Origin of the sequence: Streptomyces sp. NPDC008125 (genome assembly GCF_042957125.1) — a bacterium.
Lineage (GTDB): Bacteria > Actinomycetota > Actinomycetes > Streptomycetales > Streptomycetaceae > Streptomyces.
The window spans coordinates 413,454-430,193 of sequence record NZ_JBIBHR010000003.1; the positions used below are offsets into that span (position 1 = coordinate 413,454).

12 protein-coding genes are annotated in these 16,740 nt (G+C 70.9%); 11 read left to right on the forward strand and 1 reads right to left on the reverse strand.

Going from position 1 to position 16,740, the window contains the following annotated elements; genetic code table 11:
* The first annotated feature begins 22 nt into the window (after window positions 1-22).
* From nuoE to recQ, 11 genes are all read left to right on the forward strand, one after another.
* On the forward strand, window positions 23-844 hold the full coding sequence (gene nuoE / locus ACFZAX_RS07125) for an NADH-quinone oxidoreductase subunit NuoE (RefSeq protein WP_390960078.1): 822 nt from the start codon (window positions 23-25) through the stop codon (window positions 842-844).
* Complete coding sequence (gene nuoF / locus ACFZAX_RS07130; protein ID WP_390959892.1) at window positions 844-2,223, forward strand: NADH-quinone oxidoreductase subunit NuoF; 1,380 nt, start codon at window positions 844-846, stop codon at window positions 2,221-2,223. The genes nuoE and nuoF overlap by 1 nt, the downstream gene beginning before the upstream one ends.
* Window positions 2,220-4,727, forward strand: a complete 2,508-nt coding sequence (locus ACFZAX_RS07135) for an NADH-quinone oxidoreductase subunit G (protein WP_390959894.1) — start codon at window positions 2,220-2,222, stop codon at window positions 4,725-4,727. The genes nuoF and ACFZAX_RS07135 overlap by 4 nt, the downstream gene beginning before the upstream one ends.
* Window positions 4,724-6,127, forward strand: a complete 1,404-nt coding sequence (nuoH, locus tag ACFZAX_RS07140) for an NADH-quinone oxidoreductase subunit NuoH (protein WP_390959896.1) — start codon at window positions 4,724-4,726, stop codon at window positions 6,125-6,127. Before ACFZAX_RS07135 ends, nuoH begins: the two co-directional genes overlap by 4 nt.
* Window positions 6,120-6,845 (forward strand): NADH-quinone oxidoreductase subunit NuoI, encoded by a 726-nt coding sequence (nuoI, locus tag ACFZAX_RS07145; RefSeq protein WP_390959897.1) that lies wholly within the window; start codon window positions 6,120-6,122, stop codon window positions 6,843-6,845. The genes nuoH and nuoI overlap by 8 nt, the downstream gene beginning before the upstream one ends.
* On the forward strand, window positions 6,842-7,738 hold the full coding sequence (locus tag ACFZAX_RS07150; protein WP_390959899.1) for an NADH-quinone oxidoreductase subunit J: 897 nt from the start codon (window positions 6,842-6,844) through the stop codon (window positions 7,736-7,738). The genes nuoI and ACFZAX_RS07150 overlap by 4 nt, the downstream gene beginning before the upstream one ends.
* The gene (gene nuoK / locus ACFZAX_RS07155; RefSeq protein WP_266705390.1) at window positions 7,735-8,034 is read left to right on the forward strand and encodes an NADH-quinone oxidoreductase subunit NuoK; all 300 of its coding nucleotides are present in this window, start codon (window positions 7,735-7,737) and stop codon (window positions 8,032-8,034) included. Before ACFZAX_RS07150 ends, nuoK begins: the two co-directional genes overlap by 4 nt.
* A gap of 11 nt (window positions 8,035-8,045) precedes the next feature.
* Complete coding sequence (gene nuoL / locus ACFZAX_RS07160) at window positions 8,046-9,941, forward strand: NADH-quinone oxidoreductase subunit L (protein ID WP_390959902.1); 1,896 nt, start codon at window positions 8,046-8,048, stop codon at window positions 9,939-9,941.
* Window positions 9,942-9,945: 4 nt separating this feature from the next.
* The gene (locus ACFZAX_RS07165; protein WP_390959904.1) at window positions 9,946-11,517 is read left to right on the forward strand and encodes an NADH-quinone oxidoreductase subunit M; all 1,572 of its coding nucleotides are present in this window, start codon (window positions 9,946-9,948) and stop codon (window positions 11,515-11,517) included.
* Window positions 11,514-13,178: an NADH-quinone oxidoreductase subunit NuoN gene (nuoN, locus tag ACFZAX_RS07170; RefSeq protein WP_390959906.1), complete on the forward strand. Its 1,665-nt coding sequence runs from the start codon at window positions 11,514-11,516 to the stop codon at window positions 13,176-13,178. The genes ACFZAX_RS07165 and nuoN overlap by 4 nt, the downstream gene beginning before the upstream one ends.
* 159 nt (window positions 13,179-13,337) lie before the next feature.
* Complete coding sequence (recQ, locus tag ACFZAX_RS07175) at window positions 13,338-15,440, forward strand: DNA helicase RecQ (RefSeq protein WP_390959908.1); 2,103 nt, start codon at window positions 13,338-13,340, stop codon at window positions 15,438-15,440.
* Window positions 15,441-15,487: 47 nt separating this feature from the next.
* Here recQ and fahA read toward each other — a convergent pair whose 3' ends face one another.
* Entirely contained in the window at window positions 15,488-16,726 is a 1,239-nt protein-coding gene (gene fahA, locus ACFZAX_RS07180) for a fumarylacetoacetase (protein WP_390959910.1), read from the reverse strand.
* Between the last annotated feature and the right edge of the window lie 14 nt (window positions 16,727-16,740).

Sequence of the window (16,740 nt, forward strand, 5' to 3'; positions counted from 1 at the left end):
GAATCAAGAGGTCAGTCTGGGGATGCCGCAGCTCCCCGCCCCCGCCTACCCCGACGACGTACGGGCCCGGCTCGAAGCGGACGCGCGGGAGGTGATCGCCCGCTACCCCGACAGCCGCTCCGCGCTGCTGCCGCTGCTCCACCTCGTCCAGTCCGAGGAGGGGTACGTCTCCCGTACGGGCATGGCCCTCTGCGCCGAACTCCTCGGGCTCACCACGGCGGAGGTCACGGCCGTCGCGACCTTCTACACGATGTACCGGCGCAAGCCGAGCGGCGACTACCAGGTCGGCGTCTGCACCAACACCCTCTGCGCCGTCATGGGCGGCGACGCCATCTTCGACCGGCTCAAGACGCACCTGGGTGTCGGCAACGACGAGACCACCGACGACGGCAGGGTCACCCTCGAACACATCGAGTGCAACGCCGCCTGCGACTACGCGCCCGTCGTGATGGTGAACTGGGAGTTCTTCGACAACCAGACGCCCGAGAGCGCGACGAAGCTCGTCGACGACCTCATCGCCGGGCGAACCGTCGAACCCACCCGGGGCGCCCCGATCTGCTCGTACAAGGAGACCGCCCGCATCCTCGCCGGGTTCCCCGACGAGCGCCCCGGCGCGGTCGCCGCGAGCGGCGGCGCCGGACCCGCGTCCCTGGTCGGGCTCCGCCTCGCCAAGGGTGAGACCGCGCCCGGACACCGGGTCGTCGCCCAGCGCCGGGACGTCCCCGCGGACCAGCCGCACGACCCCTCGCCGTCCGAGCACCTCAGCTCGCACGACGCACCGCAGCAGACATCGGCCTCCGACCCGGACCACCCGGCCGGACCCGCAGCCGAGGAGGGGGAGTGATGACCTTGGCCGCCGAGATCGACAGGAACGGGACCAGCCCGGAGAAGCTCCTATCCCCCGTCCTCTCCGCCCACTGGGACGAAGCGGAACCCTGGACGCTGGAGAGCTACCGCCGCCACGACGGGTACGAGGGCCTGCGCAAGGCCCTCGCCATGACGCCGGACGACCTCATCGCGTACGTCAAGGACTCCGGACTGCGCGGACGCGGCGGCGCCGGCTTCCCCACCGGGATGAAGTGGCAGTTCATCCCCCAGGGCGACGGCAAGCCGCACTACCTCGTCGTCAACGCCGACGAGTCGGAGCCCGGCACCTGCAAGGACATCCCGCTCCTCTTCGCCAACCCGCACAGCCTCATCGAGGGCATCGTGATCGCCTGCTACGCGATCCGCTCCTCGCACGCCTTCATCTACCTGCGCGGCGAGGTCGTGCCCGTCCTGCGGCGGCTGCACGAAGCCGTCCGCGAGGCGTACGCGGCCGGATACCTCGGCAAGGACGCCCTCGGCCCCGGCCTCGATCTCGAACTGACCGTGCACGCGGGCGCCGGGGCGTACATCTGCGGCGAGGAGACCGCGCTCCTCGACTCCCTCGAAGGACGGCGCGGCCAGCCCCGGCTGCGGCCCCCCTTCCCCGCGGTCGCCGGTCTGTACGCCTGCCCCACCGTGGTGAACAACGTGGAGTCCATCGCCTCGGTTCCCGCGATCCTCCAGCGCGGCAAGGACTGGTTCAAGTCGATGGGCAGCGAGAAGTCCCCGGGCTTCACCCTCTACTCGCTCAGCGGCCACGTCACCAGCCCCGGCCAGTACGAGGCCCCGCTCGGCATCACGCTCCGCCAGCTGCTCGACATGAGCGGCGGCATCCGCGCCGGGCACCGCCTCAAGTTCTGGACCCCGGGCGGCTCGTCCACCCCGATGTTCACCGACGAGCACCTCGACGTCCCCCTCGACTACGAGGGCGTCGGCGCCGCCGGCTCCATGCTCGGCACCAAGGCGCTCCAGTGCTTCGACGAGACGACCTGTGTGGTGCGGGCCGTCACCCGGTGGACCGAGTTCTACGCCCACGAGTCCTGCGGCAAGTGCACGCCCTGCCGCGAAGGCACCTACTGGCTCGTCCAGTTGCTCCGCGACATCGAGGCGGGCAAGGGCCGCCCCGGCGACCTCGACAAGCTCAACGACATCGCCGACAACATCAACGGCAAGTCCTTCTGCGCGCTGGGCGACGGTGCAGCCTCGCCGATCTTCTCCTCGCTGAAGTACTTCCGCGAGGAGTACGAGCAGCACATCACCGGCAAGGGCTGCCCCTTCGACCCCGCGAAGTCGACCCTCTGGGCCGACGACAAAGACACCGACGACCAAGACGCTCACCGGGGGGTGAACGCATGACAGTCACCACGAGTGCGCCCTCCGGGGGCGGACAGGCGGCCGTACCGCCCGAGGACCTCGTCACGCTGACCATCGACGGCATCGAGACCAGCGTCCCCAAGGGGACCCTCGTCATCCGCGCCGCCGAGGAACTCGGCATCGAGATCCCCCGGTTCTGCGACCACCCGCTCCTCGATCCGGCGGGCGCATGCCGCCAGTGCATCGTCGAGGTGGAGGGCCAGCGCAAGCCGATGGCCTCCTGCACCATCACCTGCACCGACGGCATGGTCGTCAAGTCACAGCTCACCTCGCCCGTCGCCGAGAAGGCCCAGAAGGGTGTGATGGAGCTGCTGCTCATCAACCACCCGCTGGACTGCCCGGTCTGCGACAAGGGCGGCGAGTGCCCGCTCCAGAACCAGTCGCTCTCGCACGGCACCGCGGAATCCCGGTTCGACGGACGCAAGCGGACGTTCGAGAAGCCCGTCCCGATCTCCACCCAGGTGCTGCTGGACCGCGAACGCTGCGTGCTCTGCGCCCGCTGCACCCGGTTCTCCAACCAGGTGGCCGGCGACCCGATGATCGAGCTGCTGGAACGCGGCGCGCTCCAGCAGGTCGGCACCGGCGAGGGCGATCCCTTCGAGTCGTACTTCTCCGGCAACACCATCCAGATCTGCCCGGTCGGGGCGCTCACCTCGGCGGCGTACCGCTTCCGTTCCCGCCCCTTCGACCTGGTCTCCTCGCCGTCGGTCTGCGAGCACTGCGCGGGCGGCTGCGCCACCCGCACCGACCACCGGCGCGGCAAGGTCATGCGTCGCCTCGCTGCCAACGACCCCGAGGTCAACGAAGAGTGGCTGTGCGACAAGGGACGCTTCGGCTTCCGCTACGCCCAGCAGCGCGACCGGCTCACCACCCCGCTGGTCCGCAACGCCGACGGTGACCTCGAACCCGCGTCCTGGCCGGAGGCGCTCGCCGCCGCCGCGGCGGGACTCGGTGCGGCACGCGGCCGGACCGGGGTGCTGACCGGAGGCCGGCTCACCGTCGAGGACGCCTACGCGTACAGCAAGTTCGCGCGGGTCGCCCTGGACACCAACGACATCGACTTCCGGGCCCGGGTCCACAGCGGCGAGGAGGCCGACTTCCTGGCCGCCCGCGTCGCCGGACGTGGCCTCGACCTGGACGGCGAGGGCGTCACCTACACCTCGCTGGAGAAGGCGTCGGCGGTCCTGCTCGCCGGATTCGAGTCCGAGGAGGAGGCGCCCGGCGTCTTCCTCCGGCTCCGCAAGGCCCACCGCAAGCACGGCCTGCGGACCTGGGCGCTCGCCTCGCACGCCACCCGCGGACTGGAGAAGGCGGGCGGCACCCTGCTGCCGGCCGCCCCCGGCACCGAGACCGAGTGGCTGGACGCGCTCGCCGGAGGCGTCGGACTCGACGAGGCCGGAGCGGCCGCCGCCGAAGCGCTGCGCGGCGAGAACTCCGTCATCGTCGTCGGCGAACGGCTCGCCGGGGTCCCCGGCGCGCTGACCGCCGTCCTGCGCACCGCCACCGCCACGGGCGCCGCCCTGGTGTGGATTCCGCGCCGGGCCGGGGAGCGCGGGGCGCTGGAGGCCGGGGCCCTGCCGACCCTGCTGCCCGGCGGACGCCCGGCCACCGACCCGCGCGCCCGCCAGGAGGTCGCCGCCCTCTGGGGCCTCGGCGACCTGCCCGCCCGCCACGGGCGCGACACCGGCCAGATCCTCGGTGCCGCCGCCACCGGCGAACTCGGCGCGCTGCTCGTCGCGGGCGTCGAACCCCGCGACCTGCCGGACCCGGCCGCCGCGCTGGCCGCGCTGGACCAGGTCGGCTTCCTCGTCTCGCTGGAGCTGCGGCCCAGCGAGGTCACCGACCGCGCCGACGTGGTGCTGCCGGTCGCCGCCGTCGTCGAGAAGGCCGGCACCTTCCTCAACTGGGAAGGCCGGGCCCGGATGTTCGAGGCGGCGCTGAAGCCCGAGCAGATGACCCGTACCCTCGCGCCGACCGACGGCCGGGTGCTGCACATGCTGGCCGACGCACTCGACGCGCACCTCGGGCTGCCCGACCTCGCCGCAGCCCGCCGCGAACTCGACCGGCTCGGCGGCTGGACCGGCGGGCACGCGAGCGCGCCGACGGAGAGCGGACGCCCGCTGCCCCGGCCCGGCGACGGCGAGGCGATCCTCGCCGGCCACCGCATGCTGCTCGACCTCGGCCGGCTGCAGGAGGGCGACGAGGCGCTGGCCGGCACCCGGCACGCCGCCGTCGCCCGGCTCTCGGCACACACCGCGGCCGAGACCGGAGTGAAGGACGGCGACCTGCTCGCCGTCACCGGACCCGCCGGCAGCGTCGAACTCCCGCTCCGGATCACCGAGATGCCGGACCGGGTGGTCTGGGTGCCGCTCAACTCCACCGGACGCGGCGTCCCCGCGCAGACCGGCTCCCGCCCCGGCGGACTGGTCCGCATCGGCCCCGCCACCACCGCAGCCCCCGCCCACGCACCGGAGGTGCGAGCGTGAACAGCCTCGCTCACCTGGCCACGGCGCCCGGCAACGCCCCACTGGCCGCCGAGGACCTCTCGATGTTCGGCACCGACCCCTGGTGGCTGGTCGTCGTCAAAGCGGTCTTCTGTTTCGCGTTCCTGATGGTGACCGTGCTCTTCGCGATCGTCTGGGAGCGCAAGGTCGTCGCCTGGATGCAGCTGCGCATCGGCCCCAACCGGAACGGCCCCTGGGGACTGCTCCAGTCGCTCGCCGACGGCGTCAAGCTGATGCTGAAGGAAGACCTGATCGTCAAGCGCGCCGACCGGGTCGTCTACGTCCTCGCGCCGGTCGTCGCGGCCATCCCGGCGTTCATGGCGATCGCCGTGATCCCGTTCGGCCCGTCCGGCAACGAGGTGGCGATCTTCGGCCACCGTACGACGATGCAGCTCACCGACCTGCCGATCGCGATGCTCTACATCCTCGCGGTCGCCTCGGTCGGCATCTACGGCATCGTCCTCGCCGGCTGGTCCTCCGGCTCGACCTACCCGCTCCTCGGCGGACTCCGGTCCTGCGCCCAGATGATCAGCTACGAGATCGCGATGGGCGCGGCGTTCGCCTCGGTCTTCCTCTACTCGGGGTCGATGTCCACCTCGAAGATCGTGGAGGCGCAGGCCGACCGCTGGTTCATCATCCTGCTGCCGGTCTCGTTCATCATCTACATCGTCACCATGGTCGGCGAGACCAACCGTGCCCCGTTCGACATGCCGGAGTCCGAGGGCGACCTCGTCGGCGGCTTCAACACCGAGTACTCCTCCATCAAGTTCGCGATGTTCATGCTCGCCGAGTACGTGAACATGGTGACGGTCTCCGCGGTCTCCGCGACCCTCTTCCTGGGCGGCTGGCGGGCCCCGTACCCGATCAGCACCTTCTGGGAGGGCGCGAACCACGGCTGGTGGCCGATGCTCTGGTTCGTCGTCAAGGTCCAGCTGCTCCTCTTCTTCTTCATCTGGCTCCGCGGCTCGCTGCCCCGCGTCCGCTACGACCAGCTGATGAAGCTCGGCTGGAAGGTCCTCATCCCGGTCTCCGTGGTCTGGCTGATGATGGTCGCCACCGTGCGCGCCCTGAACAACGAGGGGTACGACTTCTCGAAGATCGTGCTGTACGTCGCGGGTGCCGTGATCGCCGTGCTGCTGATCTCCTTCCTCGCCGACTCCTTCCGCGACCGCAAGGGCCGCGAGGACGAGGCGAAGGCGGGCCCGCCGCCCGAGTTCGACCCGATGGCGGGCGGATTCCCCGTACCGCCGCTGCCCGGACAGACCCTGCCGCCCGTGCCCCGGCGCACCCCGCGCCGCGAACGGGAGCTCGTTGTCAGTGGTGGCCCCGATACTCAGAGTGACGGAAACATGAGTGACGGAAAGGAGGCCGACCGTGTCTGAGTCCCCAGACCCCTCGCAGGGCCCAGCGGCTTCGAACGACAAGTTCCAGAACCCCGTGGCCGGCTTCGGCGTGACCTTCAAGGCCATGTTCAAGAAGCGGCTCACCGAGCAGTACCCGGAGACGCCGAAGGTGACGGCGCCGCGCTTCCACGGCCGTCACCAGCTCAACCGGCACCCGGACGGCCTGGAGAAGTGCATCGGCTGCGAGCTGTGCGCCTGGGCCTGTCCGGCCGACGCCATCTACGTCGAGGGCGCCGACAACACCGACGAGGAGCGGTACTCCCCGGGCGAACGGTACGGCCGCGTCTACCAGATCAACTACGCGCGCTGCATTCTCTGCGGTCTCTGCATCGAGGCGTGCCCCACCCGGGCGCTCACGATGACCAACGAGTTCGAGCTCGCCAACACCACCCGCGCCAGCCTCATCTACACCAAGGACGAGCTGCTCGCGGGACTGGAGGAGGGCATGGTCGACAGCCCGCACGCGATCTTCCCCGGCATGGACGAACAGGACTACTACCGGGGCCTGGTGACCGAGGCCGCCCCCGGCACCGAGCGCCAGAGGGCGGTGACCAAGGGGGAGAAGCCCGAGTCCCCCGACGACGCCGCCGTGGTGCCCGGCTCCGAGGCCGAAGCGGCCGCGTCGCACGAGCACGCGGGCCACGGACACGGTTCCCACGGACACGGTGCGCACGGTCAGAGGGGAGCGGGCGCATGAGCGCTCTGGCCGCAGCGGCCTCCACCACCTCGACCGGCGAGGCCGTCCAGTTCTGGATCCTCGGTACGGTCGCCCTGCTCGGCGCCCTCTTCACCGTCCTGATGAAGCGGGCCGTGCACAGCGCGCTCTCGCTCGCCGGGACCATGATCGTGCTGGCGGTGTTCTACCTCGCCAACGGCGCGTACTTCCTCGGCATCGTGCAGGTCGTCGTCTACACCGGCGCGATCATGATGCTCTTCCTCTTCGTCGTGATGCTCGTCGGCGTCACCGCCGCGGACTCGCTGAAGGAGACCCTCAAGGGCCAGCGCTGGCTGGCCGCCGGATGCGGTCTCGGCTTCGGGGTGCTGCTCGTCGCCGGCATCGGCAACGCCTCCCTGAACAGCTTCAACGGCCTCGGCACCGCCAACGCCGTGCACGGGGGGAACGTCGAGGGACTCGCCAACCTCATCTTCACCAAGTACGTCTTCGCGTTCGAGATCACCGGCGCCCTCCTCATCACCGCGACGGTCGGGGCGATGGTGCTCACCCACAAGGAACGCACCGAACGCGCCCGGACGCAGCGGGAGATGTCCGAGGCCCGGGTCCGCTCGAACCACCTGCCGCCGCTGCCCGCCCCCGGCGTCTACGCCCGGCACAACGCCGTGGACATCGCCGGTCTGCTGCCCGACGGCACCCCGTCCGAGTTGACCGTGATGCGCACCCTGCGCGACCGCGGCCAGATCCGCGACGTCTCCGAGGAGGCGCTCGCCGACCTCAAGGCCCTGGAACAGCGGTCCGGCGAGCGGCTCGGACGCCCCACCGCCCTCTCCGCCCGCGGAGCGGCAGCGGCAGGGGCGGCCTCGACGGGGAGCAGCCCCACCGACCGTGCCGGGAACGGGGAGGACACCCAGTGAATCCCGTCAACTACCTCTACCTGGCAGCTCTGCTGTTCACCATCGGCGCCTGCGGGGTGCTGATCCGGCGGAACGCGATCGTGGTGTTCATGTGCGTGGAGCTGATGCTCAACGCCTGCAACCTCGCCTTCGTCACCTTCTCCCGCATGCACGGCAACCTCGACGGCCAGATCATCGCGTTCTTCACGATGGTCGTCGCCGCCGCGGAAGTCGTCGTCGGGCTGGCGATCATCGTGTCGCTGTTCCGCTCCCGCCACTCGGCCTCGGTCGACGACGCCAGCCTGATGAAGCTGTGAGGGGCTGAATCGTGGAGAACCTGATCGCGCTGCTCATCGCGGCGCCCCTGCTCGGAGCGGCCGTCCTGCTGTGCGGGGGCCGCCGTCTCGACCGGGCCGGACACTGGCTCGGCACCCTGCTCGCCGCCGTGTCGTTCGTGCTGGCCGTGGTGCTCTTCGCCGACATGCTCGGCAAGGGCGCCGAAGAACGCCTGCTGCACCAGAAGCTGTTCAGCTGGATTCCCGTCGAGGGCTTCCAGGCCGACGTCGCCTTCCAGCTCGACCAGCTGTCGATGACGTTCGTCCTGCTGATCACCAGTGTGGGCACCCTGATCCACATCTACTCGATCGGCTACATGGAGCACGACGAACGCCGTCGCCGCTTCTTCGGCTACCTCAACCTCTTCGTCGCGGCGATGCTCATCCTGGTCCTCGCCGACAACTACCTTCTGCTGTACGTCGGATGGGAGGGCGTCGGCCTCGCCTCGTACCTCCTCATCGGCTTCTGGCAGCACAAGCCCAGCGCGGCCACCGCCGCCAAGAAGGCCTTCCTGGTCAACCGGGTCGGCGACATGGGCCTCTCCATCGCGATCATGCTGATGTTCACCACCTTCGGCACCTTCGCCTTCGGCCCGGTGCTCGGAGCGACCGGGGACACCAGCGAGGGCAAGCTCACCGCGATCGGCCTGATGCTGCTGCTCGCCGCCTGCGGCAAGTCCGCGCAGGTGCCCCTCCAGTCCTGGCTCGGCGACGCGATGGAGGGCCCGACCCCGGTCTCCGCCCTCATCCACGCCGCGACCATGGTCACCGCGGGCGTGTACCTCGTCGTCCGCTCCGGCGCGGTCTTCAACGCCGCGCCGGACGCGCAGCTCGTCGTCGCGATCGTCGGAGCGGTCACGCTCCTGTTCGGTGCGATCGTCGGTTGCGCGAAGGACGACATCAAGAAGGCGCTGGCCGGCTCGACGATGTCGCAGATCGGCTACATGGTCCTCGCCGCGGGCCTCGGCCCCATCGGGTACGTCTTCGCGATCATGCACCTGGTGACGCACGGCTTCTTCAAGGCCGGGCTCTTCCTCGGTGCCGGTTCGGTCATGCACGGCATGAACGACGAGGTCGACATGAGGAAGTTCGGCGGCCTGCGGAAGTACATGCCGGTCACCTTCATCACGTTCGGCCTCGGCTACCTCGCCATCATCGGCTTCCCCGGCCTCTCCGGCTTCTTCTCCAAGGACAAGATCATCGAGGCGGCCTTCGCCAAGGGCGGCACCGAGGGCTGGATCCTCGGCTCCGTCGCCCTGCTGGGCGCCGCGATCACCGCGTTCTACATGACGCGCGTGATGCTGATGACCTTCTTCGGCGAGAAGCGCTGGCAGCCCGACGCCGAGGGCCACGAGCCGCACCCGCACGAGTCCCCGAAGTCGATGACGATCCCCATGATCGTGCTCGCCTTCGGCTCGGTCTTCGCGGGCGGCTTCTTCTCCGTCGGCGACCGGTTCCTGCACTGGCTGGAGCCCGTCACCGGCCACGACCACGGGGACTCCCCGGTCGGCGCGACCACCGTCACCGGCGCCACCATGGTGGTGCTCGTCATCGGCGTCGCCGTCGCCTGGGCGATGTACGGCCGCCGGCCGGTGCCGGCTCTCGCCCCGCGCGGCTCGCTGCTCACCCGGGCCGCCCGCCGCGACCTCCTCCAGGACGACTTCAACCACGTCGTCCTGGTCCGCGGCGGCGAGCACCTCACCCGCTCCCTGGTCTACGTCGACCACTCGCTGGTCGACGGCGTCGTCAACGGCACGGCCGCCACGGTCGGCGGGCTCTCCGGCCGGCTGCGCAAACTGCAGAACGGCTACGCCCGCTCCTACGCGGTCTCGATGTTCGGCGGTACGGCGGTCCTCATCGCCGCGACCCTGCTGATGAGGGCGGTCTGATCACATGTCCTTTCCCCTCCTGACAGCGACGGCGGCACTCCCCGCGATCGGTGCCATCGCCACCGCCGCCGTCCCGGCCCAGCGGCGCACCGCCGCGAAATGGCTGGCGCTGCTCGTCTCGCTGGCCACCCTGGTCCTCGCGGCGATCGTGCTGATCCGCTTCGAGCCCGGCGGCGACCGCTACCAGCTCACCGAGTCGCACGCCTGGATCGCCGACTTCGGTGTCCGGTACGAACTCGGCGTGGACGGCATCGGGGTGGCGCTCCTCGCGCTCACCGCGCTGCTCATCCCGTTCGTGATCCTGGCCGGCTGGCACGACGCCGACCCCCTGGAGACGCACAACTCCCGGTGGCGCCCCACCCAGGGCTTCTTCGCCCTGATCCTGATGGTGGAGGCGATGGTGATCCTCTCCTTCGAGGCCACCGACGTCTTCCTCTTCTACATCCTCTTCGAAGCCATGCTCATCCCGATGTACTTCCTCATCGGCGGCTTCGGGGACCGGGCCCACGCGGGCACCGACGAGAACGCCGCGGCCCAGCGCTCGTACGCCGCCGTGAAGTTCCTCCTCTACAACCTCGTCGGCGGCCTCATCATGCTGGCCGCCGTCATCGGGCTGTACGCCGTCGCCGGGAGCTTCTCGCTCTCCGAGATCGCCGAGGCCCGCGCGAACGGCTCCCTGGAGATGGCGACCAGCACCGAGCGGTGGCTCTTCCTCGGGTTCTTCTTCGCCTTCGCGGTGAAGGCCCCGCTCTGGCCGCTGCACACCTGGCTGCCCAACGCCATGGGCGAGGCGACCGCACCCGTCGCCGTGCTGATCACCGCGATCGTCGACAAGGTCGGCACCTTCGCGATGCTCCGCTTCTGCCTCCAGCTCTTCCCGGAGGCCAGCAAGTGGGCCACCCCGGTGGTGCTCGCCCTCGCGCTGGTCTCCATCGTGTACGGCGCGCTCCTCGCGGTCGGCCAGCGCGACATCAAGCGGCTGATCGCCTACGCGTCGATCTCGCACTTCGGCTTCATCATCCTGGGCATCTTCGCGATGACCAGCCAGGGCCAGTCGGGCGCCACGCTCTACATGGTCAACCACGGCATCTCGACCGCCGCGCTGATGCTGGTCGCCGGATTCCTCATCACCCGGCGCGGCTCCCGCCTGATCGCGGACTACGGCGGAGTGCAGAAGGTCGCCCCAATCCTCGCGGGCACCTTCCTCGTCGGCGGCCTCGCCACCCTCTCGCTGCCGGGGCTCGCCCCGTTCGTCAGCGAGTTCCTGGTCCTGGTCGGGGTGTTCAGCGCCTACCCGGTCGCCGGGATCATCGCCACCACCGGCATCGTGCTCGCCGCGCTCTACGTCCTGGTCCTGTACCAGCGCACCATGACCGGCCCGGTGAAGGCCACCGTCCAGGGCATGCCGGACCTGCGGGCCCGCGAGCTGGTGGTGGTCGTCCCGCTGATCGCGCTGCTGCTCTTCCTGGGCGTCTTCCCGAAGCCGCTGACCGAGATCGTCGACCCGGCGGTGCAGCACACCATGTCCGACGTACAGAAGCAGGACCCCCAGCCCGAGGTGGAGGCCGCCAAGTGAGCGCAACAGCTGTCCACAGCCTGTGGACCGTGGCGGGCGGGGTGACGACGGCCGCCCCGGACGTGAAGTTCACGGCCCCCACCATCGAGTACGCCCAGCTCGCACCCGTCCTGATCGTGGTCGGCGCGGCGGTGCTCGGCGTCCTGACGGAAGCCTTCGTGCCCCGCCGGGCCCGGTACCTCACGCAGGTTCTCCTCACGGTCGTCGCCCTGGCCGCCGCGTTCGCCGCGGTCGTCGGGCTCGCCGCCGGCGGGTACGGCACGACCAAGGCCCACATCGCGGCGATGGGCGCCATCGCGGTGGACGGCCCGGCGCTCTTCCTGCAGGGCACCATCCTGCTGGCCTCGATCGTCGCGGTCTTCACCTTCGCCGAACGGCGGCTCGACCCCGCCCCGCACGGCAACCGGGTCGACTCCTTCGTCGCCCAGGCCGGGTCCGTCCCGGGCAGCGACAGCGAGAAGCAGGCGGTCAGGGCCGGGTTCACCACCACCGAGGTCTTCCCGCTCGTCCTCTTCGCCATCGCGGGCATGCTGGTCTTCCCGGCCGCCAACGACCTGCTGACCCTCTTCGTCGCGCTCGAAGTCTTCTCCCTGCCGCTCTACCTCCTCTGCGCCCTCGCCCGTCGCAAGCGGCTGATGTCGCAGGAGGCCGCGGTGAAGTACTTCCTGCTCGGCGCGTTCTCCTCGGCGTTCCTCCTCTTCGGGATCGCCCTCCTCTACGGCTACGCGGGCTCCGTCTCGTACGCCACCATCGCGAGCGTCGTCGACGGCTCGGTCACCGAGATCGACCCCGCCCTCGCCTCCACCATGGGCAACGACGCACTGCTCCTCATCGGCGGCGCGATGATCCTCATGGGGCTCCTCTTCAAGGTCGGCGCCGTGCCGTTCCACATGTGGACCCCGGACGTCTACCAGGGCGCACCGACCCCGGTCACCGGCTTCATGGCCGCCGCCACCAAGGTCGCCGCGTTCGGCGCGCTGCTCCGCCTGCTGTACGTCGTACTCCCCGGGCTCACCTGGGACTGGCGGCCGGTCATGTGGGGTGTGTCCATCGTCACCATGCTGGGCGGCGCGATCGTCGCGATCACCCAGACCGACATCAAGCGGCTGCTCGCCTACTCCTCGATCGCCCACGCCGGGTTCATCCTGGCGGGTGTCATCGCGACCACCCCGGAGGGCATCTCCTCGGTCCTCTTCTACCTCGTCGCCTACTCCTTCGTGACGGTCGGCGCCTTCGCCGTCGTCACCCTGGTGCGCGACGCGGGCGGCGAGGCGACCCACCTCTCGAAGTGGGCCGGGCTCGGCCGGCGCTCCCCGCTGACCGCCGCCGTCTTCGCGGTGTTCCTGCTGGCCTTCGCCGGTATCCCGCTCACCTCCGGCTTCTCCGGCAAGTTCGCCGTCTTCAAGGCGGCGGCGGACGGCGGCGCGGGCGGGCTCGTGGTGGTCGGTGTGATCTCCTCGGCGATCGCCGCGTTCTTCTACATCCGGGTCATCGTCCTGATGTTCTTCAGCGAGCCGAAGGCGGACGGCCCCACGGTCGCCGTCCCGTCCCCGCTGACGATGACCACCATCGGCATCGGCGTCGCGGTCACCCTGGTGCTCGGCCTCGCCCCGCAGTACTTCCTGGACCTGGCGAGCCAGGCGGGGATCTTCGTGCGGTAGCGGGAGCAACAGGTACGGGCCCGGTGGCGAAGCCACCGCAGCCACGGACGCCGGACGGGCCGAGGTCAAGCCCGTCCGGCGTTGTCGTACGGGCCGCCTATGGTGAAGGGGACGGGTCGGACGACGGCGAACAGAGCGACGAGCAGGACGGGCGGAACCATGGATGTGACCGAGGCCGTGACCGGGGCCACCGGCAGCGGGGCCACCGGCGGCGGAGGCTTCGGTGCCGAGGCCACCGGCGGCGTGGAGAGCGAGGCCCGGCAGACCCTGCACCGGGTCTTCGGATACGAGTCGTTCCGCGGCGAGCAGGGCGACATCATCGATCACGTGGTCGCGGGCGGCGACGCCGTCGTCCTGATGCCCACCGGCGGCGGCAAGTCCCTCTGCTACCAGATCCCCGCCCTGGTCCGCCCGGGTACGGGCGTCGTGGTCTCCCCGCTGATCGCCCTCATGCAGGACCAGGTCGACGCCCTGCGCGCCCTCGGCGTCCGGGCCGGCTTCATCAACTCCACCCAGGACTTCGACGAGCGCCGCTCCATGGAGGCGCAGTACGTCGCCGGAGAGCTGGACATCCTCTACCTCGCGCCGGAGCGGCTGCGCCTGGACTCCACGCTCTCGCTCCTCTCCCGGGGCACGGTCTCCGTCTTCGCGATCGACGAGGCCCACTGCGTCGCCCAGTGGGGCCACGACTTCCGCCCCGACTACCTCACCCTCTCCGTCCTCGGCGAGCGCTGGCCGGACGTCCCGCGCATCGCCCTGACGGCGACCGCGACGGACGCCACGCACCAGGAGATCACCCGCCGCCTGGGCATGCCGGACGCCAGGCACTTCGTCGCCAGCTTCGACCGGCCGAACATCCAGTACCGCATCGTCCCCAAGTCCGACCCGAAGAAGCAGCTGCTCACCTTCCTCAAGGAGGAGCACACCGGGGACGCGGGCATCGTCTACTGCCTCTCCCGCAACTCCACCGAGAAGACCGCCGAATACCTCTGCCGCAACGGCATCGAGGCCGTGCCGTACCACGCCGGCCTGGACGCCGGGACCCGCGCCGCCCACCAGTCCCGCTTCCTGCGCGAGGAGGGGCTCGTCGTCGTCGCGACGATCGCCTTCGGCATGGGCATCGACAAGCCGGACGTCCGGTTCGTCGCCCACCTCGACCTCCCCAAGTCCGTCGAGGGGTACTACCAGGAGACCGGCCGCGCCGGACGTGACGGCGCCCCCTCCACCGCATGGATGGCGTACGGCCTCCAGGACGTCGTCCAGCAGCGCAAGCTCATCCAGGGCGGCGACGGCGACGAGGCGCACCGCCGCCGCGCCTCCGCCCATCTGGACTCGATGCTGGCGCTCTGCGAGACGGTCCAGTGCCGTCGTGCCCAGCTCCTCACCTACTTCGGCCAGGAACCCACCGCCGCCACCTGCGGCAACTGCGACACCTGCCTGGTGCCGCCGGAGACCTGGGACGGCACGGTCGTCTCGCAGAAGCTGCTCTCCACCGTGGTCCGGCTGAAGCGCGAGCGGAACCAGAAGTTCGGCGCCGGGCAGATCATCGACATCCTGCTGGGCCGCAAGACCGCGAAGGTCATCCAGTTCGACCACGACCAGCTCTCCGTCTTCGGCATCGGCGAGGAGCTGGCCGAGGCCGAATGGCGCGGAGTGGTCCGCCAACTGCTGGCCCAGGGCCTGCTCGCCGTGGAGGGGGAGTACGGCACCGTCGTGCTGACCGACGCCAGCGCCACGGTCCTCGGCCGCGAGCGCGAGGTCCTGCTGCGCAAGGAGCCCAAGCGGGTCACCGAGCGGACGGCGGCCAAGGGCGAACGCCGCGCCAAGTCGGCCGCTGCCGCCGCCGATCTGCCCGCCTCCGCCGTACCCGTCTTCGAGGCGCTGCGCGCCTGGCGCGCGGCGACGGCGAAGGAGCAGGGCGTCCCGGCGTACGTCATCTTCCACGACGCGACCCTGCGCGAGATCGCCACCGTCCACCCCTCGTCCCTCTCCGAGCTGGGCGGGGTCAGCGGTCTGGGCGAGAAGAAGCTGATGACCTACGGCGAGGGCGTGCTGGAGGTCCTGGCGGGGCTCGGAGCACCTGCGGAGGAGGCTGCGGACACCCCGGCGGCGCCTGCGGCCCGGGCGGACGCCCCCGCGGCCCGTACCGCCGCCGAGCCCGCGCCCACCCCGGCACCCGCGCGGACGGCGGCGAACACGGGCGACCCGTTCGCCGACGCCGAATTCGGCTGGGACGACGAGGAGCCCGCGGAGTACGAGTGATCCCGGACGGGCCAGGCGGGCGGGACGCCGGTAGGGGGAGCCGGGGACTACCTCGGTCCCGCCGCCCGGATCGTCCCCGTCACCTCGCCGAGCCCGACCCGGGTGCCGTGCGGTCCCGGCGCCCACGCGGTCATGGTCACCGTATCGCCGTCCTCCAGGAAGGTCCGGGTCCCCCCGGGCAGGTCGAGCGGGTCGCGGCCGTTCCAGGTCAGCTCCAGGAGGGAGCCGCGCTGGTGCGGTTCGGGTCCGCTCACCGTGCCGGAGCCGTAGAGGTCGCCGGTGCGCAGCGAGGCGCCGTTCACGGTCATCTGCGCCAACTGCTGGGCCGCCGTCCAGTACATGGTGGAGAACGGCGGTTCGGCGACGAGCGTGCCGTTGACCGCGACGGAGATCCGCAGGTCGAAGCCGCCCGGCTCCTCCTCGTCCGCGTCGTCGAGGTACGGCAGCAGCTCCGCGTCCCGGGCGGGCGGGGCGGTACGGGCCGCGTCCAGCGCCTCCAGCGGGGTCACCCACGCGGAGACGGAGGTGGCGAAGGACTTGCCGAGGAACGGGCCGAGCGGGACGTACTCCCAGGCCTGGATGTCGCGCGCCGACCAGTCGTTGAGCAGCTGGACGCCGAAGACGTGCTCGCGGAAGTCGGCCAGCGGCACCGCCGTGCCCCGCGCGGACGGCACGCCCACCACGAAGCCGACCTCGGCCTCGATGTCCAGCTTCACCGACGGCCCGAAGACGGGCGCCGCGTCGCTGGGCGCCTTGCGCTGCCCCGACGGGCGCACCACGTCCGTGCCCGAGACGACGACCGTGCCGGCCCGTCCGTGGTAACCGATCGGCAGATGCTTCCAGTTGGGCGTCAGCGCGGCACCGTCCGGGCGGAAGATCCGGCCGACGTTGGTGGCGTGGTGCTCGCTCGCGTAGAAGTCGACGTAGTCGGCGACCTCGTACGGCAGATGGAGCGTCACAGCGTCGACCGGGTGGAGCAGCGGCTCCAGTTCGGCGCGGTGCGAGGGGACGGTCAGCCACCCGGTGAGCGCGCGGCGCACGTCCCGCCAGGCGGTGCGTCCGGCCGCGAGCAGCGGCATCAGGCTGGGCCGCGCGAGCAGCCCGGCGTACGGGGAGCCGAGCGCGTGCGCCGCCGCCCCGGCGTCCAGCACGTGCGAGCCGATCCGGACACCGACCCGCCTCCCGGCGGAAGCCTCCCCCGGGAGGGAGAACACGCCGTACGGAAGGTTGTGCGGGCCGAAGGGGTCGCCTTCGTCGGTGTCGAGCGGGCTGCTCTGCTCGGGCATGGGGTACTGCCTTC